Source organism: Lysinibacillus sp. NPDC056959 (assembly GCF_042674095.1).
Classification (GTDB): domain Bacteria; phylum Bacillota; class Bacilli; order Bacillales_A; family Planococcaceae; genus Lysinibacillus; species Lysinibacillus zambalensis.
The window spans coordinates 35599-59909 of record NZ_JBHURE010000027.1 but is presented as its reverse complement, the minus strand read 5'-3'; the positions used below and the strand labels follow the sequence as shown (position 1 = coordinate 59909).

19 protein-coding genes are annotated in these 24311 nt (G+C 36.9%); 14 read left to right on the top strand and 5 right to left on the bottom strand.

Going from position 1 to position 24311, the window contains the following annotated elements; all coding sequences use genetic code 11:
• The first annotated feature begins 99 nt into the window (after nucleotides 1-99).
• Nucleotides 100-1185, top strand: a complete 1086-nt coding sequence (locus ACFTQ7_RS21535; protein ID WP_386830972.1) for a hypothetical protein — start codon at nucleotides 100-102, stop codon at nucleotides 1183-1185.
• Between the two features lie 86 nt (nucleotides 1186-1271).
• Here the strand turns inward: ACFTQ7_RS21535 and ACFTQ7_RS21530 are convergent, their stop codons facing one another.
• From ACFTQ7_RS21530 to ACFTQ7_RS21520, 3 genes are all read right to left on the bottom strand, one after another.
• Nucleotides 1272-1877 (bottom strand): response regulator transcription factor, encoded by a 606-nt coding sequence (locus ACFTQ7_RS21530; protein WP_386830970.1) that lies wholly within the window; start codon nucleotides 1875-1877, stop codon nucleotides 1272-1274.
• Nucleotides 1874-2851, bottom strand: coding sequence for a sensor histidine kinase (locus ACFTQ7_RS21525; protein ID WP_386830968.1), 978 nt, complete (start codon nucleotides 2849-2851; stop codon nucleotides 1874-1876). Before ACFTQ7_RS21525 ends, ACFTQ7_RS21530 begins: the two co-directional genes overlap by 4 nt.
• Nucleotides 2852-3002: 151 nt before the next feature.
• A complete protein-coding gene (locus tag ACFTQ7_RS21520; protein ID WP_386830966.1) occupies nucleotides 3003-4130 on the bottom strand; it encodes a DUF418 domain-containing protein in 1128 nt (375 codons plus the stop codon).
• A gap of 322 nt (nucleotides 4131-4452) precedes the next feature.
• Here ACFTQ7_RS21520 and ACFTQ7_RS21515 point away from each other — a divergent pair, with 322 nt between their 5' ends.
• The gene (locus ACFTQ7_RS21515; protein ID WP_386830964.1) at nucleotides 4453-5169 is read left to right on the top strand and encodes an MBL fold metallo-hydrolase; all 717 of its coding nucleotides are present in this window, start codon (nucleotides 4453-4455) and stop codon (nucleotides 5167-5169) included.
• Between the two features lie 12 nt (nucleotides 5170-5181).
• Complete coding sequence (locus tag ACFTQ7_RS21510; protein WP_386830962.1) at nucleotides 5182-5781, top strand: TetR/AcrR family transcriptional regulator; 600 nt, start codon at nucleotides 5182-5184, stop codon at nucleotides 5779-5781.
• A gap of 155 nt (nucleotides 5782-5936) precedes the next feature.
• On the opposite strand, the gene ACFTQ7_RS21505 is transcribed toward ACFTQ7_RS21510, so the two are convergent.
• Nucleotides 5937-6728, bottom strand: a complete 792-nt coding sequence (locus tag ACFTQ7_RS21505; RefSeq protein ID WP_386830960.1) for a class I SAM-dependent methyltransferase — start codon at nucleotides 6726-6728, stop codon at nucleotides 5937-5939.
• A 447-nt stretch (nucleotides 6729-7175) separates the two neighbouring features.
• Complete coding sequence (locus ACFTQ7_RS21500; protein ID WP_386830958.1) at nucleotides 7176-8222, bottom strand: NAD(P)/FAD-dependent oxidoreductase; 1047 nt, start codon at nucleotides 8220-8222, stop codon at nucleotides 7176-7178.
• Nucleotides 8223-8370: 148 nt separating this feature from the next.
• Here ACFTQ7_RS21500 and ACFTQ7_RS21495 point away from each other — a divergent pair, with 148 nt between their 5' ends.
• From ACFTQ7_RS21495 to ACFTQ7_RS21445, 11 genes are all read left to right on the top strand, one after another.
• A complete protein-coding gene (locus ACFTQ7_RS21495; RefSeq protein WP_079560181.1) occupies nucleotides 8371-9159 on the top strand; it encodes an ABC transporter ATP-binding protein in 789 nt (262 codons plus the stop codon).
• A 14-nt stretch (nucleotides 9160-9173) separates the two neighbouring features.
• On the top strand, nucleotides 9174-10091 hold the full coding sequence (locus ACFTQ7_RS21490) for an iron-hydroxamate ABC transporter substrate-binding protein (protein WP_386830956.1): 918 nt from the start codon (nucleotides 9174-9176) through the stop codon (nucleotides 10089-10091).
• A 25-nt stretch (nucleotides 10092-10116) separates the two neighbouring features.
• The gene (locus ACFTQ7_RS21485; protein WP_386830954.1) at nucleotides 10117-11118 is read left to right on the top strand and encodes a FecCD family ABC transporter permease; all 1002 of its coding nucleotides are present in this window, start codon (nucleotides 10117-10119) and stop codon (nucleotides 11116-11118) included.
• Nucleotides 11111-12118, top strand: a complete 1008-nt coding sequence (locus ACFTQ7_RS21480) for a FecCD family ABC transporter permease (RefSeq protein ID WP_386830952.1) — start codon at nucleotides 11111-11113, stop codon at nucleotides 12116-12118. Before ACFTQ7_RS21485 ends, ACFTQ7_RS21480 begins: the two co-directional genes overlap by 8 nt.
• A 340-nt stretch (nucleotides 12119-12458) precedes the next feature.
• A complete protein-coding gene (locus ACFTQ7_RS21475) occupies nucleotides 12459-13415 on the top strand; it encodes an NERD domain-containing protein (RefSeq protein WP_386830950.1) in 957 nt (318 codons plus the stop codon).
• A gap of 195 nt (nucleotides 13416-13610) precedes the next feature.
• Nucleotides 13611-14030 carry a MarR family winged helix-turn-helix transcriptional regulator gene (locus tag ACFTQ7_RS21470; RefSeq protein WP_386830948.1) on the top strand — a complete coding sequence of 140 codons (420 nt, stop codon included), beginning with the start codon at nucleotides 13611-13613 and terminating at the stop codon, nucleotides 14028-14030.
• Nucleotides 14031-14041: 11 nt separating this feature from the next.
• A complete protein-coding gene (locus ACFTQ7_RS21465; protein WP_386830946.1) occupies nucleotides 14042-15241 on the top strand; it encodes an MFS transporter in 1200 nt (399 codons plus the stop codon).
• 162 nt (nucleotides 15242-15403) lie between these two features.
• Nucleotides 15404-16270 carry an iron uptake system protein EfeO gene (gene efeO, locus ACFTQ7_RS21460; RefSeq protein WP_386830944.1) on the top strand — a complete coding sequence of 289 codons (867 nt, stop codon included), beginning with the start codon at nucleotides 15404-15406 and terminating at the stop codon, nucleotides 16268-16270.
• An 18-nt stretch (nucleotides 16271-16288) separates the two neighbouring features.
• Entirely contained in the window at nucleotides 16289-17548 is a 1260-nt protein-coding gene (efeB, locus tag ACFTQ7_RS21455) for an iron uptake transporter deferrochelatase/peroxidase subunit (protein WP_386830942.1), read from the top strand.
• A complete protein-coding gene (locus tag ACFTQ7_RS21450) occupies nucleotides 17523-19238 on the top strand; it encodes an FTR1 family iron permease (RefSeq protein ID WP_386830940.1) in 1716 nt (571 codons plus the stop codon). Before efeB ends, ACFTQ7_RS21450 begins: the two co-directional genes overlap by 26 nt.
• Before the next feature lie 576 nt (nucleotides 19239-19814).
• A complete protein-coding gene (locus tag ACFTQ7_RS21445) occupies nucleotides 19815-24287 on the top strand; it encodes an endonuclease (protein ID WP_386830938.1) in 4473 nt (1490 codons plus the stop codon).
• The last annotated feature ends 24 nt before the right edge of the window (nucleotides 24288-24311 follow it).

The following is a 24311-nucleotide window of genomic DNA, read 5'->3' as shown; positions in this document are numbered from 1 at the left end:
ATTTAATAGTTTTTTAATAGTTTATTTATTGGCAGTTTAGAGATGGATCTTATGATAAATCTTGTAAACAACTTGCACAAGTAAAGGAGAGATTTAAAGATGAAATTAAGAAAACGTATTGTCCCAGCAGCATTAGCACTTTCGGTATTATCAGCTGGTCTTGTAACATTTAACGAGCCTTTAAGTGTAGAAGCGGCAGGGAATCAATCAGTAGCAAGCGCCAAAAATGAACAAGTAGCAAAGATTACAAACATTAAGTCATTAAACACAATGACGCTGCAAATTACGTTTAACAAGCCGTTAGCAGCAGAGGGTGTAGATCTGAATAATTTAGAAGCAATTAAAAAACATTTCATATTTAATGGTGACTTAGAGATTGTCAATGTTCCACGATTAATGACTGGTTCAAAGAGTAAATATATTGTACCTGTAACATTCCAGAAAGATGACTATATGTATACGTTGAGCTATAAAGAACAGCGCAAAAAAATGTTTGAGGGAACTGATGAGAAAGTATTTGTTCGGAATGTAGCGCAAGTGACAAACGATACATTTATACTGGAGTCTTTCCAAGAGGATGGCGTTGTTGATTATGCAAATATTATTGAAGCGTATCGTGCAGGTCGTGGAAATCTAGCGTTTAGCTTAGATCGTCATAATCGAGATGCTAATGGTACACGCTTCGATATTATATCTTCCTTGCGTGATCGCTATGTTACTGTGAAATCAAGCGAAGGGGAAGAGTTTGTAGCAAATTATGTACCATTTACACAAGCTGCAGATGGCAAACAAGCTCCTCAGTTTAGACTACCTGAAGGTAAAAAACTGAAGCCTGGTGTCACATATCGTATTAACGCTGAATGGGCTGAAATTGATGAAAAAGGCTTTTTAGCAAAAGAAATGATTCCATTTAAGCTTCAGTCTGCCAAAGCTGTTAATAATAAATCATTTGAATTACAGCTAACAAATGATCCTCAATCTGATTTGTTTGCAGGTAGAAGTGTAGAATTACGAGGAAATGATGGAAGTTCACTTCAAGCGCAATATCGATACTCATCACGTAAAGGAGCAGTAGGCATTTTTGATATTGCGAACGGTGGTACATTCAAAGCAAATGTAAATTATACAGTTGTTCCATTAAACAACTGGGCTACAGCGACAAATATAGTCTTAAAAGAGAAATAAAGAATCTTTTAGTAGATACCAAATTTTATATCTGAGGATTCTAACATGTTAAAAAATCTCGTCACGACTGGTGACGAGATTATTTTCTAAAGCCACCCTTTATCACTGGCGACTTGAGCAGCTTGTTGTCTAGACTCGACTTGAAGTTTTTGAATAGAGGTGGATAAATAGTTTCGAATAGTACCTTTCGTTAAAAATAGTTTTTTACTAATCTCATTTGTTGTGAGTCCTTCTTTTACAAGCTGCAGAACAGCAATTTCACGTTCATTTAATGGATTCTGTTCTTTCATAAACAACGTAGCCGCTAAATCTCTGCTGACGACCTTTTCACCATGCATGACTTTTCTTATTGTTTCAATTAAATAGTCTATAGGTTCATCTTTTAATAAATAACCATGTACCCCGCAATCCATCGCTTTTTGTAAATAGCCAGGGCGTGCGAAGGTAGTGACAATCATCACCTTGCACGGTAAATTGGCCTGTTTAATTTTTTCAGCAAGGTCAAGCCCAGAAAGATTCGGCATTTCGATGTCCAAAACACATACATCTGGTAGCTCATGTTGAATAAATTCCCACGCTTTTTGACCATCTGAAACTTCTGCAATCACTTTTATATCAGGCTCAAACGACAACAAGGAAGTCAAGGCACCACGTAACATTTGTTGATCCTCTGCTAGTAATACTCGTATCATGTAGTTTGCTCCAATCTGTAGTGTTGGATAGGCAGTGTTAACGTCACAATTGTTCCATCTGTCGGTAAATTTGCTATGGAAGCAGTTCCTAGAAGAGCATTCATTCTTTCTTTCATCGATGAAAGTCCATTCCCATGCCCTTGGATATGTAAGCCGACACCATCGTCAACAATATTTATTTTTAAAATTCCATTTATAGTATTGATATCGATTTGGCATTTTTTTGCTTGACTATGTTTAATAATATTTGTAGTTGCTTCCCGCAGACATAAGGACAGCATCGTTTCTTCTACACTCGCTAGGAGAAGCTTTGGACAGTTATTATTGATATTTATTGAAATATCCGCTGTTTGTAAATGCTGTTTACAATGAATAAGCTCACTTTCTAACGAAATAAAATTCATATCGGATACTAATTCTCTTACTTGCTTTAGTGCTGTTCGTGTTGTTGCTAAAATATCATTTAACTCATCTTTCACACGCATCGTATCTTTATCGATTAATTTTGTAGTTAATTCGGTTTTAATTTTAATCATTGTCAATGTATGACCGATCGTATCGTGAAGGTCCCTTGCAATACGTTGTCTTTCTTCTTGTTGAACGAGCTGCGTATTTACCTCTGTTAATTCTGATTGTAATTTTTTAGACTTTTCTACGTAGTAAATTAGCATTGGAAATAGAAGCTGAATAATCATGACGGATATTAATACTTGGAATTCTAATTTGAAAGACGCTCCTGACTCAAACCAAATAACGATCAAAAACATAAGGGCAATGGCAAACATTCCTACAGCGATATGCCATTTCTTTTTAGCTCGCCCAATTAAATCAGCAAAAATAAATCCAGAAAATAACATGGCGGATCCTTCATAAATACCTAGTATGATAATAAGAGTAAAGCCTACTAAGGAAGCAATAAGTAAACGCCAATCTTGATTCCATAAAGCAATATAGAAAGCTACTAAAAATAACATAAGGATTATTATTTTAGCCAATAATGGTAATGGAGAATTCGATCCTAATACTACGGTGAATAAAAAAATTAACGAAACTACGTCAATAATTAAATAATGTTTTGCCTGATCTCTTGGATAAATCTTTATATTTCACACCAGCCCTTGTCGATTATTTCTGCGTGACACTTTGAATGGCATGTTTTCTTATCCATTCCATAGGTCCAACATGAAAATGCTTGATACAAATATGTGCAATGAAAAGTTGGAGGAGGGAAAGGGTTAACCAAATACCAATAACTTCAATGCTATTCAATTTTCCACCTAAACCTAAGCCCCAGCCGTAGAAAATAATAGATGCCATAGTATTTTGAAGTACATAGCAACTTAAAGACATTTTCCCAATCTCACCAAATCTCTTCCATAACCAATCAAACTTCTTATATTCTACCATTTTACCTAATATTCCAATATAACCAATAGATAGAATTGGTGCGAATAAATAACGAGCGGGTAAATCAAATACTCCTCCAGGAATAAAGATTAGAAGATTTAAAGGTACTCCAATAAAAATACCGATTTTAAATAGCTTTTGACGTGCCTGACGTCCTTTGTCATTTTGCGAAAATACACCATTTCTCATCAGCTTAACACCAAGTAAAAATAAAAAGATATTCATCGGGATAATAAAAATAGCTTCCGTTCTATAATACAGAAAATTTGTTAAACGATATTGTATTTGTTCAAACCAAGTACCATTTTCATAAAGACTAACAGGATCGACGCCAGCAAGTGAAGTGTTGGCACCAAGCAATACACTGACTAAAATTAGCGAAATCATTACTGCGTGGAAACTACCAAAAACGTATAAAGCGCGTTTAATCGCTTTATCACCAAATTTAACAATAAAAGCAACAATGATGGCTGTCACAGCATAGCTCATTAAAATATCGTATTCCATGACAAAGGTGAAGTGGATAAGCCCCTCCATAAATAAAAAGACTATTGTCCAAATATACATTCCTGGCCAAGCATTTCCTTTTCGTAAAGCTTGCTGATATTTTAATTCCAGACCAACACCAAACATGATTGTTAATAAACCAAGAAGTTTACCGTTTACGAAAAATAGGACTACCATTCGTAAAAAATCGTTCAATGACCACCAACCTGAATAATTGCTCGTCGTGATATACGAAATATCACCAAGATAAGCAAATATCCAAATATTTGTGCCAAGTGTCCCTAATACAGCAAAGCCTCGTAACATATCGATTAAGGGTAATCTTTGTTGAACTTTCATTATGAAATCACTCTTTCTTTGTTTTCTTATAATGATAAAAAAACGACAGGAAAAAACATATTCACACCAGTCAAAGGTTCTTTATGACAGGTGTCATTTTTAGGAGTATCAAAAGTAAAGCAAGGCCATCTCGGAAGGGGGGACATTATTAAATCGTAGTCTATTGTTTTCGAAAAAAGAATGGGATTTATATGGCTATAGTTTTTACATCCGTAATTAGTGTGAAAGATAAGAATTTTATTTATAAAATAAATATTGAGAAAACTAATGCGGTTAGTTAAAATTGAAATACAATTAGTTTACAGAGGGGATATGATGTGAAATGAAAGTTGAAAATAGTGGCACAGTGTATCAATTGTCCTTTATGCCGAGGATTTTTCCTGTTAATTGTTATTTCGTAGAAGAAGAAAACGAGCTTACACTGATCGATGCAGCATTACCATATAGTGCAAAAAGTATAATAAAAGTTGCTGAAAATATCGGAAAACCGATTACGAGAATAATTCTTACCCACGCACATAATGATCATATTGGAGCGCTAGATACGTTAAAAGAATTATTACCACATAGTAAAGTGTACATTTCTTCTAGAGATGCGCTTCTATTGGGAGGAAATAGTACCTTGCTACCAAATGAAAAAAACACTCCTATTCGTGGAGGTCTTCCAAAAAATATTAAAACTAAACCGGATGTATTATTTGAAGAAGGTGATCGTGTTGGTTCATTAGAAGTGATTGCAACTCCAGGGCATACACCTGGTTCCATTTCTCTATTTGACCCACGTAATAAAAGTTTAATAGCGGGTGATGCCCTTGTAACTAGAGGAAAGCTAATAGTACCTGGAATGATGAATCCGTTGTTTCCATTTCCTGCTCTTGCAACATGGGATAAAGAGACTGCTCTAATAAGTGCAAAAAAATTAAGCAATCTGAATCCAAATTTACTTGCTGTAGGGCATGGGAAGATGTTAAAGCAACCGCAGGAGCGTTTGAACATAGCCATTGCTAAAGCAGAAAAAGCTTTTTTATCATCTAAATAGGAAGTGAAAAAAATGTCCCGTCGTATGAAGTTAGATTTATCTATTATTTTACAAAAGGCAACAGAGATAGCTGATGAGCAAGGATTGGACCAACTTTCAATTGGACTATTAGCTGAAAAATTGGAAGTACGGCCACCGTCCTTATATAACCATCTTGATGGGTTAAATGAATTGAAACAGAAATTAGCCATTCAAGGCGTAAAAAAACTACATGAATATATGCTACGAGCTGCAGTAGGACGTTCGGGTGATGAAGCCATACGTGCAATTAGTCAAGCATATCTTCAACTTGTTAGAGAACATCCGGGGTTGTATGATGCTAGTACTCGCTTTCCAGATGCGAATGATCAAGAATTACAGCAAGCCCAAGAGTCTGTTGTACAACTAGTACTTCAAGTGCTAGATGCCTATCATTTGCAAGAAGAAACTGCGATTCATATGGTCAGAGGATTACGAAGTTTTCTACATGGATTCTCTTCAATCGAACAAATGGGAGGGTTCGGGATGCCATTAGATATCAATAAAAGCTTTTCAATCCTAATCAATACCTTTATTGAGGGCATTCATGCAGCTACGATTCATAAAGATCAGAACATGGAAATGAATGACTAAGGGAAGGGAAGAAGAACGAAGGATTGATTTCAGTCGATAATACAAAGGAATTAATATTGGAGTAGGAGACTTGTCTTTGAATACGAGTTTCCTACTCTTTTCATATAGATAGCAGTTGCGATTAATGCTTTCTTTTTGAATAACGTGACATACTACTATTTAGTACATGAATAAATTCTATAATCTAATAGCCCTTCATACTTTAAGATCATTTCAAAATGTTTATCCATTACTTCATAAAGTTCAGGTTCAATATCCTCTGAGTGATTAAGCTCAGGTATTGAGAAAATAGATTTGTTTTTTTGGATACGAATATGTTTAAAACCAGCCTGGTTAAATAAATCTACCCAATCCTTTTTCATTGAACACGAATCAAATCCATAAAACTCTTTGATTTCTTTTTCAATTTTTTCTTCAAGCGGTTGATGAATAGTAAATTCAATAGCAATAAACCGACCGCCATTCTTTAATAAACGAAAGATTTCTTTAAGTGCATTCGGTTTATTGACAAAAGAAAGCACAGATTCAGAAATAATAAAATCAAATGTATGATCGGGTAAAGGTACTTGTTCAATTGAGCATTGCATTATTTTTACGGGTAAGCGATTTTTTTTCATTCTCTTTTTAGCTTTTGCGACCATGACAGAATTAATATCGATGCCTGTTACTTTTGCTTCATACGTCTCTGCCAAATAGGCAGCGGTTTGGCCTGTACCACAGCCTACATCTAAAATATAAGGATTTTCACCAATGTTCTCAGCTTTGAATAGTTCCTTTGTTAAATTAAGGCCACCAGGATGCGCACCGCCAACACCAAATTTGGACAGAAATTCTAGATATTTCGAATTTTGAATCGGAATCCCTTCTTTATTCGTATTTTTGTATAATATGAAATTTAAAAAAGTATGGTTCCGGCAAGAGCCAAAGTTGTAATAAAGAACCTTCACTAATTAATGGAATTCAATATGTATATTATTTTTGAGCAACTTCTCCGATAGTCTAAACAATAAAATAATACATACGTATACTAGTTAAAAGATATATGATAGGGGGTGTATTGATGTCATTTTATCCGCCTAATTCTAGAATGAGACCATTTCCACCAAGCTATAGACAAGGTTTTGGCCCTCCCATGCAAGGTAGACAAGGGCAACCCTTTTTTAACCCTTACCAGCAACCCCAAACTGCTAGATTTGGAAGATTACCACAGCATTTAAACACAATTATGGGCCATGCGGGAACAATAACATATGGAGTTAATATGTTAAGACAAATGGGGGCTTTTATTAATTTCTTAAGATAGAATGTAAAATGATTTTTTTAGTTGAACATATTAAAACCCCTCTTAAGAGAGTAAATTCTTAAGAGGGGTTATTGATTATTTCATTTAATGCTTATTTTGTTGAAAGTTGTTTTTCGATAATAGAGCGATTTTTCTCTTTAAATACTTCATTATGTGATGACACGACCCCTTGACGATAGGCAGTGGGCTCTAAATACGTTTTGATAGAGTTCACGGCATTGGCTGCATCCTGGAAAGTCCCTAGAAGGAGGTTGATTTTTCCTTCAAACGCTAATATATCACCTGCTGCAAAAATTCCAGGCTGTGCGGTTTCTCCCGTTGCTTTCCCTTCAAAATAGTAATCATCTTTTTTAGGAATGGTGATTGCTTGCTCCAATTCTAATGATGCTTCACGGTTATAGCCATGACTAACGATGACTTCATCGATTTGACGCGTATAGCTTTGTTTTGTTTTTGTATTTTCACATGTCACTAATTGGATGGCTGTTTTGTCGGCATCGGCAGTTAATTTTGTAATAGTCGTATTACATTCAATCTTTACGCCAGCATCTAAAGCCTCTTGAATTGTTGCCTCATGAGCGGATAACTTATCTTTACGATAAACAACAGTTACGTTTTTGGCGATAGGACTTAGTTCAACTGCCCAGTCGATCGCAGCATTTCCGCCTCCCGAAATAATGATGTCCTTGTCTACAAAACGTTGATATGACTGCACGGTATAGTGTAAATTAGTCATTTCATATTTTTCTGCACCTTCTAGTGAAAGCTTTTGAGGATTAATAATACCACCGCCAACGGCTAAAAGAACGGTTTTAGAATAATGTTTATCTCCTTGCGCAGTATGAAGAACAAAAATATCATCTTGGCGCTCGATAAAATCGATTTTTGTACCTGTTAAAATGGTAGGATGAAACGTTTTAGCCTGTGCAATTAACTGTTTCACAAATTGTTCTCCCAATATAGGGGGATGACCACCGATATCCCAAATTAGCTTTTCAGGATAAAGTAAAACTTTACCACCAAGCTGTTGTTGACTCTCAATTAATTTCGTTTTCAATCCTCGTAAACCACTATAAAAGGCACTGTATAGGCCTGCAGGACCACCACCAATAATTGTTACATCGTATAAATGTTGCATTTATATCACCACATCCTAAAAAAATAATAAAAAAGTATTTGACAAAACTACATAAGAAAACTAGACTAATTCTAGTGATAATGATTATCATTGTCGGCTAATCGCTATCATAGCATGGAAAGAACAAAAAGGAAAGAGAGGTTACGTCGTGCGTTTACAAGTTGAATCGATTCGTATCGGCTACGAGGACAAAACGATTGTGCATGATTTATCGTTACAAATTCCAGACGGTAAAATAACGACTATCATTGGTTCCAATGGGTGTGGTAAATCTACACTTTTAAAGGCTATTACAAGGATATTGAAGCATAAGAGTGGACAAGTCATACTAGATGGTCAAAATATTTCCGAGATGAATACAAAAGAATTAGCGAAAGAGCTGGCCATATTGCCACAAAGTCCGGAAAGTGCACATGGTTTAACAGTGGAAGAGCTTGTATCCTACGGTCGATTTCCATATCAAAAGGGCTTCGGTAATTTATCTCAAAAAGATAAAGAAATGATTGACTGGGCCTTAAAGGTAACTAAAACGGATGACTTTCGTCTGAACACAGTTGATGCTTTATCAGGTGGACAGCGTCAACGGGTGTGGATCGCGATGGCATTAGCTCAAGAGACCGATATTATTTTTTTAGATGAGCCAACAACTTATTTAGATATGGCCCATCAGTTAGAAGTTTTAGAATTACTTAACAAGCTTAACGAAGAAGAAGGACGCACAATTGTTATGGTGCTACATGATTTAAATCAGGCAGCACGCTTTTCAGATTATATTGTTGCGCTATCAAAAGGAGAGCTTGTGAAGTTTGGTACTGCAGAGGAAGTTATAGTACCTGAAGTATTAGAAAAAGTGTTTAATATTGATGCAGTTATTGGTAAGGATCCACGTACTGATAAGCCAATGTGCATTACATATAACTTATTACAAACAGTTTAAAAGGAGAAAGATTTATGAAAAAGTGGTTATTACCAATGTTTATGATGGTCGTACTAGTGCTTGCAGCGTGCGGCAATAAAGAAGAGAAGACGGATGAGGGCTCTAAAGATAAGGCATCTGCAGATACGATTACGTATCAATCAGAAGCTGGCCCTGTTGAAGTACCAGCAAACCCTAAACGTGTAGTTGTATTATCTTCATTTGTTGGGCATTTACTACAGCTTGACGTTAATGTTGTCGGTATTGATTCATGGGCTGCAGATAATCCAAACTTCAAAGATGATATTAAAGATGCAGTAGTTGTTGAAAATACGGATATCGAAAAAATTATTGAGCTTGAGCCAGATTTAATTATTGGTTTAAATGGTATTGAAAATGCAGATAAATTAGGAGAAATCGCACCAACTGTGTTGTTCACTTATGGTAAGGTGGATTATTTACAGCAATTCATCGAAATCGGTAAAGTTGTGAACAAAGAAAAAGAAGCAACTGATTGGGTAAAAGATTTTAAAGAACGTGCTGCAGAGACGGGTACAAAAATTAAAGAAAAAATCGGCGAAGATGCAACGGTTACTGTCGCAGAAATGTTTAATAAACAAATGTATGTGTATGGAGATAACTGGGGTCGAGGAACAGAAATTTTATATCAAGAAATGGGCTTGAAAATGCCTGAAAAAGTAAAACAAGATGCTTTAAAACCAGGTTATTTTGCAATTTCTACAGAAGTATTAAATGAATATGCAGGTGACTATGTGATCTTTAGTACGTTTAAAGGTGAGGATAGCGCCATTAAAAATGCTCCGTGGTTTAAAGATTTAGAAGCGGTGAAGAATGGTCATTTATTTGAAGTGAGCGGCAATGAATTTTACTTTAATGATCCAAAAACTTTAGAATATCAACTAGATTTCTTTGAAAAGAAATTTTTACAATAATTTCAGTAGAGAGTAGCGAAGGCAAATGATAAAGTTTCGAAATTTCCCGTTTTGGCTTCAAGTATTGCTTGCACTGATCTTATTAGCAGTTACAGTTACGATCTCGCTTTGTATAGGCGCAGCTAATACGAGTATTCAAGATGTTTATCAAGCGATTGTCGGACAAGACGGTGGCAAGCACTACTCTGTATTACGTGAAATTCGATTTCCTCGTATTATTGCTGCTATTTTTGTAGGTAGTGCACTTGCAGTTGCTGGGGCTATTATGCAAGGGGTTACTAGAAATCCATTAGCAGATCCAGGTCTCCTTGGTCTAACAGCAGGTGCAAATGCGGCACTGGCATTGACGATGGCGTTTATTCCAAATACCTCGTACTATATGTTTATTTTTGCATGTTTCATAGGTGCGGGTGTAGGGATGGTTGTTGTCTATGGTATTGGCGCTTCAACGAAGAATGGCTTTTCTCCATTAAAGTTGGTCTTAGCTGGGGCAGCCGTATCTGCTCTATTACAAGCAATAGCAGATGGAACGGGAATATTATTTAAAATTTCAAAAGATGTTTCGATGTGGACGAGTGGTGGTTTAATTGGCACTACATGGCAAGCTTTAATAATTGTTCCTGTTATTGTAATAGGATTAGCGGTAGCTTTTGGGTTTAGTCGTCAATTAACCATTTTAAGTTTAAATGAAGAAGTAGCTGTCGGATTAGGACAAAAAACAACAGCCATTAAAGGAATTATGATGTTTGTCGTTGTAATTCTTGCAGGCTCCGCAGTTGCGCTAGTAGGCAATTTAGCATTTGTTGGGTTAATGGTACCACATATTGTCCGAGCAATTGTTGGAACAGACTATCGATTTGTCTTACCAATGAGTGCTATTATCGGTGGATATTTAATGGTGACTGCAGATTTTGCAGGTAGAATGATTAATGCCCCATATGAAACACCGGTAATTGCAATTATTTCAATTATCGGCCTTCCGTTCTTCTTACTTCTTGTTCGGAAGGGAGGTCGTCAAATTGTTTAAAATTGGACGGAAAAAACAGCGTAGATGGCTCATGGTTTGGACGCTATTAACAATAGCTATTTTTGTAATGGGTATTTCAATGGGAGCAGCTTCAGTTTCGATTGATCGCATAATACCGATTTTACTTGGAGACGGCAGCTTCAAAGAATCATTCGTCCTGTTTTCTGTTCGCTTACCAAGATTATTTGTACTAGCAGCAGCAGGAATGGCATTAGCCTTAGCAGGTGCTGTTTTGCAAGGGGTAACACGTAATGATTTAGCGGACCCTGGTATTATTGGAATTAATGCTGGAGCAGGTGTAGGGATTACGCTGTTTTATATCCTTGTAGATGGTGATTTACCTCATTTCGCGTATGTGTTACCACTTGTCGGATTTGCCAGCGCTTTATTAACGGCACTCCTCATTTACTTTTTCTCATATAAGCGCAATGTGGGTGTGCAGCCGGTACAACTCATTTTAGTCGGGGTAGGTGTAGCATCTGCCTTAGCAGGTGTAATGATGATATTAGTTTCCTCTGCTGAGCGTAGTGATGTGCAATTTATCGCACAATGGCTTGCGGGTAATGTTTGGGGAACAGACTGGCCATTTTTCTGGGCTTTATTGCCTTGGCTAGTGCTAGGCATTCCATTTATTTTGTATAAAGCAAATGTGTTAAATGTGCTGGCAATGACCGAACCAACAGCAGTTGGCTTAGGCCTAAACATCGAACGAGAGCGTTTGCAATTATTAGTAGTCTCTGTCGCGTTAGCTGCGGCAGCTGTCTCGATCACAGGGGGCATTGCCTTTATCGGTCTGATGGCTCCCCATATTGCAAAGCAGCTCGTTGGACCGCGCTATCAATTCTTTTTACCACTCACATTATTAATCGGTGCCAGCTTACTTATGGTTGCAGATACAATTGGCCGCGTAGTTATTTCGAGTGCGACCGTGCCAGCAGGTATTGTTGTAGCCTGTATCGGCGCCCCATATTTTTTATATTTACTACGAAAAAACGACTGAATGGCTTTGGCTGTTCGGTTGTTTTTTTTGTTGAACGGACGTGGGTCTGCGAATTCAAAGATGTGGATAGGTAGAGAACGCTGGCTTAGGCGCTCAAAAACGTGGATAGAAAATAGAGAATGCTGGATAGAGAGTAGAAATTGATGGATAGTACCGTCGCCAAAGTGGAGATATGAGGCAAAAAAGTAGTAGTCGATGCAAGAACAAGGCGATTTTTCCATTCTTTTTATCTACAGAAATGGGCTATAAATTTAATTTTTACATTTTGTATTTCAAGTTTTTTGGAACCTCTTTTTATACAGGTAATTATTTATATAATAAATACAGGAGGGGAGAGACAATGATTTTATTAGCACGACAGCAATCACAAATGCAAAAAATGCTAGAAGCTCTGATAAGAAGGTTGCCTAGTACACATGTAGACTACATGAATTATTTTAATAGGTTAATGCGTATACAAGCTGGCTTTGCTGGAGAAAAGCGAGTAGATGCAGAATGGCTTGAAATTAATTTGCCCAACCCACATTATTTCCTTCACGATTTACAAATACTTAATAACTTCGGGACTACACATCAAATAGATACTATATTATTGTGTCCTCACTTTATATTAATCCTAGAAATAAAAAACATTACAGGCTTCCTTGAATTCGATGAGTCATTTACTCAATTTACAAGGACTACTGCAGAAGGTGATGTTGAGGGAATGATTGATCCTATTCATCAAGTTAGACGACACGCGGAGTGGATAAAGGAGATATTACAGCATAACAAAGTTGAGATTCCTGTTCATTATGCAGTCGTTTTGGCAACGAAAAATGCTATTTTATCAGAAAGTTTTAAAGGACAACCAATTTTTCATGTTTCAGGATTACGTTACTATGTAAGAAAATGTCTTAAACAGCATAAAGAGGTGATACTAGAAGCAGATGAACTTTCTCTTTTTGCTACTAAATTATTGACCAGGCATATGCCAATTAAAAGAGAAATTACCGTTCCTATGCAGGATCTTCTAAAAGGAGTGTTATGTGTACGTTGTTCAAATGGACAGAGAATGAGCTATTCCAAAAAAAAATGGACTTGTCAACGCTGCGGATCAGTTGAGCAGGATGCTATTTTCAGAACGCTTGAAGATTACAAGTTATTAGTGGGGGATTTGGTAACGAATAAAAGCTTTTGTGATTTTTTCGCAATAGATTCACCTGATCTAGCGTATAGATTATTGCAGAAATTACCTTTAAAGGCTGAGGGGATAAATAGACATAGGAAATATTGGATTAAAAATGGATCGCTTTAAGTGTGGATAGAGCGCACAAAAACGTGGATAGAAAGCGCAGAATGCTGGATAGAGCGCTCAAAAACGTGGATAGAAAGGAGAAAATGCTGGATAGAGCGCTCAAAACCCCGAATTTCCCCATTAATTCCTACTAGACAAATAAAAACTAAAAGCGTATAGTTAGTTAGGCTAACTAATTAAAAAGGAGTGGTAATGTTGACGATTGAACAAGAATTTTTTAATCAGTACCGCTTAATGTATAGACCGTTTATCAATCTAATAAATGTGCAGTTAGGGAAATATCAGTTGTATAGCTCTCAATGGGCTCTTCTTCGGTTATTGATGGATAAAGGGCCACATACATTTGTGGACATTGCGAATTTTATGTTTATTGAAAAGCCGAGTGTGACGAGGCTTGTGCAAAAGCTTGTGGAGCTTGGCTACGTGGAAACGGTAGCGGGTAGGGATAAGCGCGAAAAGCTTGTACAATTGACGGCTAATGGTGAAGAGATTGTGCAAGAAATTCAAGCTCATTTAAAACCAACTATGGAACAGGCACTCGCGGGGGTATCCGAGCGGGATATTGAAATTGCGACACAAGTGTTAGCGAACATTTGTGCAAACATTAATCGGTAGGAGAGAAAAAAGTGGAAGCAACTAGACATAAACTTTGGACGAAGGACTTTTTAATCGTCTCACTTATTAATTTTACCATTACATTAATATTTTTTTTATTGATGGTAACGATTGCAGGCTATGCGGTTGAGCATTTTGGAGCTTCGACTAGTACGGCAGGGCTTGTATCGAGTATTTTTATTATTGGTACTTTATTTGGTCGTCTTGGGACAGGGCGTATTATTGGGGATTGGGGTAGCAAAAAAACATTATTTTGTGGATTATTATTGTTTATGCTATCCACGATGTCTTATTTTATCGCGACGAATTTGCCGCTTCTAATGGTCAATCGTTTAGTACAGGGTATTGCACTTGGGATGGCTAGTACGGCGACAGGAACAATTATTGCACAAATTTTACCGTCTGATCGACGCGGAGAAGGTATTGGTTATTACAGTTTGAGTGCTATTTTAGCTACTGCTATCGGACCGTTTGTAGGTATCCTTCTAACGCAGCTGTTTGAAGATTATCGGATGATTTTTGCTGTCGATTCCGTATTAGCTATTGTATGCTTCTTGTTATATTTTATCGTAACTGTTCCAGATGCACCGAAGAATGCCAAAGAGATGGCGGAGAAAACAGGCTTTAAGCTCACTAATTTTATCGAAATGCGTGCTGTGCCAATTGCTTTTGTGGCGCTCGTTATTGGCTTTGCCTATTCAGGGGTTATGTCATTTATGACGTTTTACGCGAAAGAGCTTGATTTAGTAACAGCAGGAAGTTATTTCTTTATTATATATGCAATTGTTATTTTAGCGACACGTCCTTTTACAGGGAAATTACTAGACAATAGAGGTGCGAACATTGTTATCTACCCTTGTTTAGTTATTTTTGCACTCGGAATGTATGCCTTTAGTTCTGCGACAAGTAGTGTTGTATTTTTACTAGCCGCAGCTTGCATAGGGATCGGTTATGGCAATTTCAATTCAGTAGCGCAAGCAATAGCTATAAAAGTTACACCAAATGAGCGTTTAGGACTTGCGACCTCGACATATTTTATTTTATATGATTTAGGTTTAGGGGTTGGTCCTTATTTCTTAGGATTTTTCGTTCCGACTTCGGGGTACAGTGCCATTTTCTTTGCAATGGTATTTGTAATTTTAGTATCAATTTTCCTTTATTATTTCTTATATGGAAAATATGAAAATAGAAATCATGCGAAAATTTCGTAGTTTATAATAATTATATTGTGGAAAAAACGTCATTTTTCTAGTTATCTAATTAGATCAACTTTAAAATGTCGTTTTATTCTATAAATAAAAATACTTCTTGCAATTCTATTTGATAATCATTATCATTCTCAATATAAACTATTTCGGAAGTAGGTACTTAGCATGAAAAAAACATCATTATTGTCAGTATTAGTTGCAGGAGGCATTCTAATGACTGGCTGTGGAAATACAGACGAAGCTAAAAAAGACGATAAGCCAGCAACAGAACAAGCAGAAAAAGCTACAAAAGTTGATTTATCTGCAGAACTAGCAGCCTATCAAACATTTGCATTAGAGCAAATGGATCAATTTTTAGTAGAAACAGAAAAATTTGTCGAAGCATTTAAAGCTGGTAAAGTTGAAGAAGCAAAAGCAGCCTATGCACCGGCACGTATGTATTTCGAGCGTTCGGAGCCAATCGCAGAGAGCTTTGGTGACCTGGACCCACGTATTGACGGTCGTTTAGCTGATATTAAAGAAGAAGGCAAGGGCGAAGAGGAATGGTCAGGCTATCATAAGCTAGAACATGCGCTTTGGGTAGAAAACAAAACTGCAGGCTACGAGGCTGTTGCAGATCAATTACTAGCAGACGCAAAAGAATTACACGCATTAGTTCAAACTGTAGAAGTTACACCTGATTTAATGATTACAGGTGCGGTTGATTTATTAAATGAAGTATCAACATCAAAAATCACTGGTGAAGAAGAAATCTATTCTCACACAGATCTTTATGACTTTAAAGCAAACATTGAAGGTGCAGAAAAAATCTTTGAAATCTTACGATCTAAATTAGAAGCGAAAGATAAAGACTTAGTTGCTACATTAGATGAAAAATTTAAAGCAGTAGATGATTTATTAGCGAAGCATGCGACTGCTGATGGCGGATATGTTTCTTACGAAAAATTAACTGATGAAGACACAAAAGCACTTTCAGCAGCAGTTAATCAACTTGGTGAACCATTAAGTCAAATGGGTATTATATTAGAGTAATTTTTGGAGTGATAATAAATGACAGCGTCAAATGATGAAAAATGGATGAATAAAAAAATATCAAGACGTGACATGTTAAAGCTAACAGGTATCGGAGCAGCTGGTATAGCTATCGGTGCTTCTGGCTTAGGTGGTGTTATGAAAGTAATGGGCTACGATGTGTTCGAGCCTGTTGCGGATAGCACGACTGCACGTAATAAAGTTGATTTTTATGGAAAACATCAATCTGGCATTATTACACCAGTTCAGACAAATATTTATTTTGCTTCTTTAGATGTTTTATTTACATCAAAGAAAGACCTACAAGAGTTGTTCAAAAAATGGACACCTCTTGTTGTTCGTTTAATGAATGGTGAATTAATGGTGGATTTAACAACAAATACTAGAGTTCCTACAGGGGATACAGGTGAAGCAGAAGGTTTAGACGCTTCAAATTTATCGATCACAATTGGTGTTGGCCCATCTTTGTTTGATAAGCTTGGGATCCAACATTTGAAGCCTGCAGAATTAAATGATTTACCACATTTCCCAAAAGATCAGCTACAAAAAGAACTTACAGGTGGAGATCTTTGTATTCAGGCATGTGCGGATGACCCACAGGTGGCATTCCACGCAGTACGTAACTTAGTTCGTGCAGCATCTGGTAAGGTAGAAATTAAATGGTCTCAAGCAGGCTTTAACTCATTCCCTGCTGGTGGAGGAACACCGAGAAATTTATTTGCATTCAAGGATGGCACTGGAAATCCATCGACTGCCGATGACAAAGATTTAAATAAAGTTGTATGGGTCGATAAAGGATGGCTAAAAGGTGGCTCTTATTTAGTCGCACGTAAAGTTCAAATGCATCTTGAAACATGGGATCGCACATCTTTGAAAGATCAAGAGGCAACATTTGGTCGTTATCGCGATAGTGGTGCACCTTTTGGTAAAAAGAAAGAGTTCGATGATTTCGATGTAGAAGCGAAGGATAGCAAAGGTGAGTATATTATGCCAGATACGTCACACGTACATTTGGCACGTAAATCAGGTGCGCGTATGTTACGTCGTTCGTATTCTTATGCATCGGGTGTTATGACGAATACAGGTGCGCATGATGCGGGACTTATGTTTATTTCTTATCAAAAAGACCCAGCCCAATTTATAACAGTTCAAAATAGCTTAGGACGTTTAGATAAAATGAATGAGTATACTACACATCGAGGCAGCGCGGTGTTCGCTTGCTTCCCTGGTGTACAAAAGGGGAGTTATATAGGTGAAGCACTTTTTAACGCGCTGTAGCTTAGTACTTTGCTTGTTATTGACACTTGCTGTACCAGTGCAGGCAGCGCAATCTTATAGTCACTTATACATTTCTATTAGTGATGCACTAATGAATACGAAGCAGGATAAGGAATCCGAAGCTGACCAAGCCCTTGAACAGTTTGCAACAGACTGGGCATCGGTTACATCAGAGCAAAAGAAAGCAAAAGAAAAAGTTGATAATATTCTTGCACAAGCAGTTGAAGCTACAACTAAGGATGAACGTTTAAAGGCACTATCTGAATTGTCAAATGCCTTACGTGCATTAGAAAAGCTTGAGAATCCTGTAGATGAAGCGGCACAGCGTGCAGAATTTGGGCAAAAGTTTAAGCCAATCATGGGGGACTTTGAGAAAGCTTTAGTAGGTGGTGACATCACAGCAATTGATGAAGCCTATAAAGACTTTAATATTAAATGGAATAAAAACGAAAGACCTGTGCGTGAGCAAAGTATCGCGATGTATGGGCAAATTGAAACACAAATGGCGTTTTTACGCATTTCCATTTCCGCTGAGAAACCTGATGTAGAACTTATGAAATCCCAATTTGCTGACTTAAAGCTAACAATAGAGGATTTTGTGGCTGGTAAGGAAACAGCAGAAGTATTGGAAGGGGAATATTCATTAGCTACATTAATTGCTTATATTGATGAGGCAAACGATTTTATCGATGCAGGTGATTATAAAGCAGCTTCTGATAAAATTCGAGAATTTATTACTATCTGGCCAAGTGTGGAAATTGAAATCTCCACTCGTAATGGTAGTCTATATACTAAAATTGAAAGTGAAATGCCGATTATCGCGAGTGATTTATTAAAATCATCAGTTGATAAAGAAGGTATAAAAAGCAAGCTAGATACTATTCGTACCGAAATCGAGCTGATCCAAGGGAATACAGATTATTCTTTTTGGGATGCTGCTCTTATTTTACTGCGTGAAGGGTTAGAAGCTCTGCTCATTATTTTAGCTTTAGTATCGTTCTTAGACAAATCAGGTCAAAAATCAATGCGTAAATGGATTTATGTTGGCGCATTTGTAGGGATTCTTTTATCTGCAGTTGCTGCGGTTTTAATGTCTACGATTTTTAATTCTGCAACGATTGATTCTAATCGAGAGTTAATGGAAGGTTATGTTGGTTTACTTGCAGCAGCAATGATGATTGGAGTAGGTATTTGGCTCCATAGTAAATCGAGTGTGGTAAGCTGGAACCGTTATATTTCCAAACAAATGGGCAATGCCATCTCTACTGGCTCGGTGTTTGCGATGGCATCAATTAGCTTTTTATCTGTTTTCCGTGAAGGTGCAGAAACACTTGTCTTCTATGCAGGAATTGCACCTAAAATGGAGACATCTCAGTTTGTACTAGGGATCGTAGTAGCACTTTTAATATTAGCTATTTTTGCATTTGTATTATTTAAAGCAAGTGGGAAAATTCCCATTCATAAATTTTTCGCTGTAGCTACGGTGTTAATCTACGTATTGGCATTTAAAATTATTGGTGTCAGTCTGCATACATTGCAGTTAAGGGATTCAGTTTCAACAACTATTGTAGATGGATTGCCAGTTGTCAACATCATTGGTTTCTATCCAACAGTAGAAACAATGATTGGACAAGCGATTTTACTTTTACTTGTTGTAGGTACGATCATTTATAAAAAGAAACAAAAATAAATAGATGGGCAGATGAATAGACTTGCATCTGCCCTTTATTTTGTGGTGTCAATGAAATAAGGAGCCATCTGCAATAGTGTATGGCTTTTCGGCAAAGAGTGGGGTTGATTACCGTTCCGACTGGGCGCGTCCGATGAGCCGCTATACTTCCACATAATAATGTTGATACAAAAGTAGTAGTAAAAAAGAAAATAGTCTCTTGGCCAGTAACTGGTTAAGAGACTATTTTCTTTTTGCCTAAATCAATTAGCCCGTTTTAGTTTTTTATAATTAAGCATATTAGGTAAGTGTCTAATTTTATTTATATGTTAAAATTATGTTATAAATTGTTAAAATCCCTGTAGTAGATGTGTTTTCTATTATTACAAATCATTAACATAATATAAATACTATAAAAATAGTGAATTAATAATAATATGATTACATATATATGTAATGGGGAAATATGCTTTGAATAGTTCGACCATTTACGACATGGCGTACGCGATAATTGTCATCTGTACGGTATAGACCTAAAACGAAAGTATCTTTTGCAAAAAAACTGACATTCTTTAAATTGAAAGGAGAATTAACCTGATGTCAAAGAAGAATTGGAAGAAGCCGTTAAATACCTTTTTAGCAACAACTCTAGTCGCAAGTATTGCCGCACCTGTAGCACCCATTGCAGTAAATGCAGAAACACTTGCAAAGGATTTAATCATTTCAGAGTATATTGAAGGAACTTCCTTCAATAAAGCGATTGAAATTTATAATGGTACAGGTGCCGCGGTTGATTTAAGTAATTATACGCTAGAGCTTCATACGAACGGAGAAGCTACCGCAAAGAATAAAGTGAGTTTAACAGGTACTCTAGAAAACGGTGCTACGTATGTTTTACATCATAAAGATGCAGATCCAAACATTAAAGCAAAAGGAAATCTAGAAAACATAACGGTTATTAATTTCAATGGAAATGATCCAGTTGTATTAAGAAAATCTGGTGAAATAGTCGATTCCATTGGACAAGTTGGTTCTTCAGCAGATTTTGCTAAAGATGTAACTTTAGTAAGGAAGAGTTCAGTTTTGACGGGTGATACAACTATTAATGATTCTTTTAATGCAGCATCGGAATGGGATTCATTACCGGTAGATAATTTATCCAATTTAGGCCAACACGTAATGGATGGCAATTCAGGAGGGCCTGTTGACCCCGAAGTACCGGCAATTCTCTCAATTGGAGATGCTCGAAATAAAAGTGTAGGTGAAACGGTAACGGTCAAAGGTAGAGTTGCAGCGGGCTTAAAAAATACGTTTTCTGTTCAAGATGAGACAGGTGGTATTGCGGTACGACCTACTAGTCTAGCTATGTCTGTCGGGGATGAAGTTACGTTAAAAGGGAAGTTAGCAGACTATCGTGGTTTACTACAATTAGATGGTGCTACAATCGTTGAAAAAGTTGAAAATGCTGGGGTACCTGCTCCAAAGGTAGTAGAAGGGGCTCAAGTAAATGAAGAGAGTGAATCGCAGTTAGTAACAGTGAAAAATGTTACGCTTACAGATGTTCAACAAGGTGCAGGATGGGCAAACTTTACTGCAAATGACGGAACGAATTTTCTTGTGCGAGATGAGACAAATTCGCTTGGCTTAACTGTCGGTACAAACTATGAATCTATCACTGGTATTGTTCAACAGTTCGATAAAGACTATCAGGTGATCCCTCGATCAGAAGCAGATATCGTAGTGGATAGTACAGCACTAAAGCCTGCTAGCGCATCTCCTGGAAGTGGGACGTTTGTTGGGAAAACAACAGTGACTTTAACAACATCCACAGCAGATGCAGAAATTTATTACACATTAGATGGTACAGAGCCAACTGAGAAAAGTCTTAAATATGAAACACCAATTGAGATTAGCAAAAATACGACTTTAAAAACAATCGTTAAATCTATAGATGGCAAGTTTAGTGAAATAACTACATTTGAATATAGCATTGCAGATAAATTACAAATTCATGATATTCAAGGTGCGGGGCATGCTACAACATTTGATGGTAAAACAGTTGAAGGAATTGAAGGAATCGTAACCTATTCATTCACGTTAAATAATAATTGGTATTATACAATTCAAACGCCAGATGAATTAGCCGATCAGGATCCGAACACTTCTGAAGGTATTTTTCTGTACAGTGGAAAGAAGCCATGGCCAATAAAAGTAGGGGATTTAGTATCTGTTAAAGGTAAAGTAAGCGAATATGCATACGATGGCTATGATGACAGGCAGCAAACAGATTTAAAAACAACACAAATTAATGTGCGTGACGATCAAGACGGAAAAGTGGAAGTGATTAAAAGTAGTGTAGCCTTACCAAAAGCAATTGGAATCGATAAGTTAAAAATGTCCTTTAGTAAAATCGACAGTGATAATCTTGGGATTTTTAATCCAACAATCGACGCCATTGATTTTTGGGAAAGTATCGAAGGCATGAGAGTAGAAGTTGGAAACGTGAAAGCGGTAGCACCACAAGAGCATGGAGATTTAGTAACAGTACTTGAGGGTGAACCAACAAACACAATTCACGGTGGAGTATTGCATGAGAAAGAAAATGCAAATCCAAACAGAGTTCAATTCCGACTAGAACCGAATGGAGCTGCACGTGATTTTGAAGTGGCGACAGGTGATAAATTTAAAGGGCCAATTACGGGAATCGTAGGCTATTCGTATCAAAACTTTAAAATCTATGCTTCTCTAGATGAGATGAAGGCAGCTCATGAAAAAGGAAATACATCACCGACGACAAAAATAGTAAAGGCAGAAGATAAGTTAACAATTGCCTCTTATAATTTGGAGAACTTCTCTAATAACAAAACTTCTACTACTGATGATAAAGCGAAAAAATTAGCAAGAGCAATTGGTATTGATATGGGCAGTCCTGATATTGTTGGTGTAACAGAGGTACAAGATAATAACGGGCCATCTGCAGGAGATTCAAAAGCGGATCAAAGTTATCAAAGATTAATTGATGCCATTAAAGGTGTAGGCGGTGTCGAGTATCAGTATGTTAATATCGATCCAATTAACAATCAAGACGGTGGAGCACCAGATGCAAATATTCGAGTTGGCTTCCTTTATAATCCAGAGCGAGTGAAGTTAAAGGATGGTATTCCAGCAGGAGATGCTACAACAACTGTTGGTTATGAAGATGGGAAATTAACAGTGAACCCTGGGCGTATTGATCCTGCAAACGAAGCGTTTAAAAGTAGCCGTAAACCTTTAGCAGCGCAATTTGAATTCCAAGATGAAGATGTAATTGTGATCGCAAATCACTGGAATTCTAAAAGTGGGGATACCCCATTATTTGGTTCGATTCAGCCTCCACAGTATGGAAGTGAAGTACAACGTAAAAAAATCGCCAATATTGTTTCTAATTTTGTTGGAGACGTTAAATCAAAAAATCCAGATGCAAACATTGTTTCTTTAGGTGATTTTAATGATTATCAATTTGCGGATGCGCTTAAAATCCATGAAGGTCAATTTATGACGAATATGATTAATAAAGTAGAGGCTTCTGATCGATACACATATGTATATCAGGGGAATTCACAAGTATTAGACCATATTTTAGTGTCAAACAATTTGGCAGAGAAAACAGATGTTGATATTCTTCATATTAATGCTGATTTTACAGATATGGCCGGTCGTGCAAGTGACCATGATCCAGTAATGGTTCAAATTGATGTTAATAAAGATTCAACTGTTGAACCGATTAAACCTGAAATAGTATATGACTATAAGAACTTCAAAAAGAACAAATTAACAATCAATAAACCTAGTATAGCACTTCATTTAGATGCTCAATCTGTTATTCCAAAAGGTGTGTTCCTTAAAGGTGCCTATGCAGAACTCCATGGGGAGGGCTTTAAGACGACTGATGTTATCCTAAGTCCAGCGAAAGCAGGGATGATTCTTGACCTTAAAGGCACTATCGTGAAATCACTCACAATTGAAGGTGCAAAAGTCAGTGAAATAAGAGGCGCTGAAAATTTAGATTTACAATCGATCATCTATAAAAAGGGTGCAGCTCCTGAGCAAATTAAATTTACAAATTCAAAGGGGAAACCGATTGTGAATCCTTCTTTGCCTGCTGAAAACAATCAACCAATCGTTAAAGAACCTATTATTAACAAAACTGTAGCTATTGGAGAGGAAATTAAAATTGATTTAACCAATCATTTTTCCGATCCTGATGGTGATAAACTTTCATTTACTGCTACAAAAGGCACGATAAATGGAACGATATTAACAGTTAATTTAACAGAGGGTAGTCATATTGTTGGTGTTACAGCATCTGATGGAAAGAAAAGTGTCACAACAAGTTTCAGCGTGACAGTCATTGCTAATGATTATTATACAGGGGCTTATAACAAGGAAGGTCAAACATTAAAAAAGGCTCTTCATGATATCATTTCAGTACAAAAGGTACTTTCATATGATGATGTATGGAATGCATTGAAGTATACGGATGAAGATCCTGCTAATCCGAGTAATGTGATTTTATTTTACTCAGGGAAATCTAGTCCAAAAACAAACAGTGGTGGCAATGTAGGGAACTGGAACCGAGAGCATACGTGGGCAAAGTCACATGGTAACTTTGGGACAAGCAATGGGCCAGGAACAGATATCCATCACTTACGCCCAACCGATGTACAAGTTAATAGCTCAAGAGGAAATTTAGATTTTGACAATGGTGGCAGTCCAGTGGCAGGTTGTAATGGTTGCTTGAAAGATTCAGATTCATTTGAACCACCTAATCGCGTAAAAGGTGATGTAGCACGTATTCTATTATATATGGCCACTCGTTATGAAGCTGGCGATAAGGTGGATCTTGAATTAAATGACAAAGTTAATAATGGGACAGCTCCTTATCACGGTAAGCTTTCTGTTCTTTTACAATGGCATAAGCAAGATCCTGTAGATGGATATGAAAAACAAAGAAATGAAAAAATTTACGAAATCCAAGGCAATCGAAATCCATTTATAGATCATCCTGAATGGGTGGAGAAGATATGGTAAGTTAAAAAAGAGTACTCAAAACGC

Coding starts and splice junctions, on each gene's coding strand:
- ACFTQ7_RS21515 (WP_386830964.1), top strand. CDS start 4,453: ATGAAAGTTGAAAATAGTGGCACAGTGTATCAATTGTCCTTTATGCCG.
- ACFTQ7_RS21510 (WP_386830962.1), top strand. CDS start 5,182: ATGTCCCGTCGTATGAAGTTAGATTTATCTATTATTTTACAAAAGGCA.
- ACFTQ7_RS21485 (WP_386830954.1), top strand. CDS start 10,117: ATGATAAAGTTTCGAAATTTCCCGTTTTGGCTTCAAGTATTGCTTGCA.
- ACFTQ7_RS21525 (WP_386830968.1), bottom strand. CDS start 2,851: ATGTTATTTTTAGTAGCTTTCTATATTGCTTTATGGAATCAAGATTGG.
- efeO (WP_386830944.1), top strand. CDS start 15,404: ATGAAAAAAACATCATTATTGTCAGTATTAGTTGCAGGAGGCATTCTA.
- ACFTQ7_RS21490 (WP_386830956.1), top strand. CDS start 9,174: ATGAAAAAGTGGTTATTACCAATGTTTATGATGGTCGTACTAGTGCTT.
- ACFTQ7_RS21520 (WP_386830966.1), bottom strand. CDS start 4,130: ATGAAAGTTCAACAAAGATTACCCTTAATCGATATGTTACGAGGCTTT.
- ACFTQ7_RS21535 (WP_386830972.1), top strand. CDS start 100: ATGAAATTAAGAAAACGTATTGTCCCAGCAGCATTAGCACTTTCGGTA.
- ACFTQ7_RS21500 (WP_386830958.1), bottom strand. CDS start 8,222: ATGCAACATTTATACGATGTAACAATTATTGGTGGTGGTCCTGCAGGC.
- ACFTQ7_RS21475 (WP_386830950.1), top strand. CDS start 12,459: ATGATTTTATTAGCACGACAGCAATCACAAATGCAAAAAATGCTAGAA.
- efeB (WP_386830942.1), top strand. CDS start 16,289: ATGACAGCGTCAAATGATGAAAAATGGATGAATAAAAAAATATCAAGA.
- ACFTQ7_RS21445 (WP_386830938.1), top strand. CDS start 19,815: ATGTCAAAGAAGAATTGGAAGAAGCCGTTAAATACCTTTTTAGCAACA.
- ACFTQ7_RS21530 (WP_386830970.1), bottom strand. CDS start 1,877: ATGATACGAGTATTACTAGCAGAGGATCAACAAATGTTACGTGGTGCC.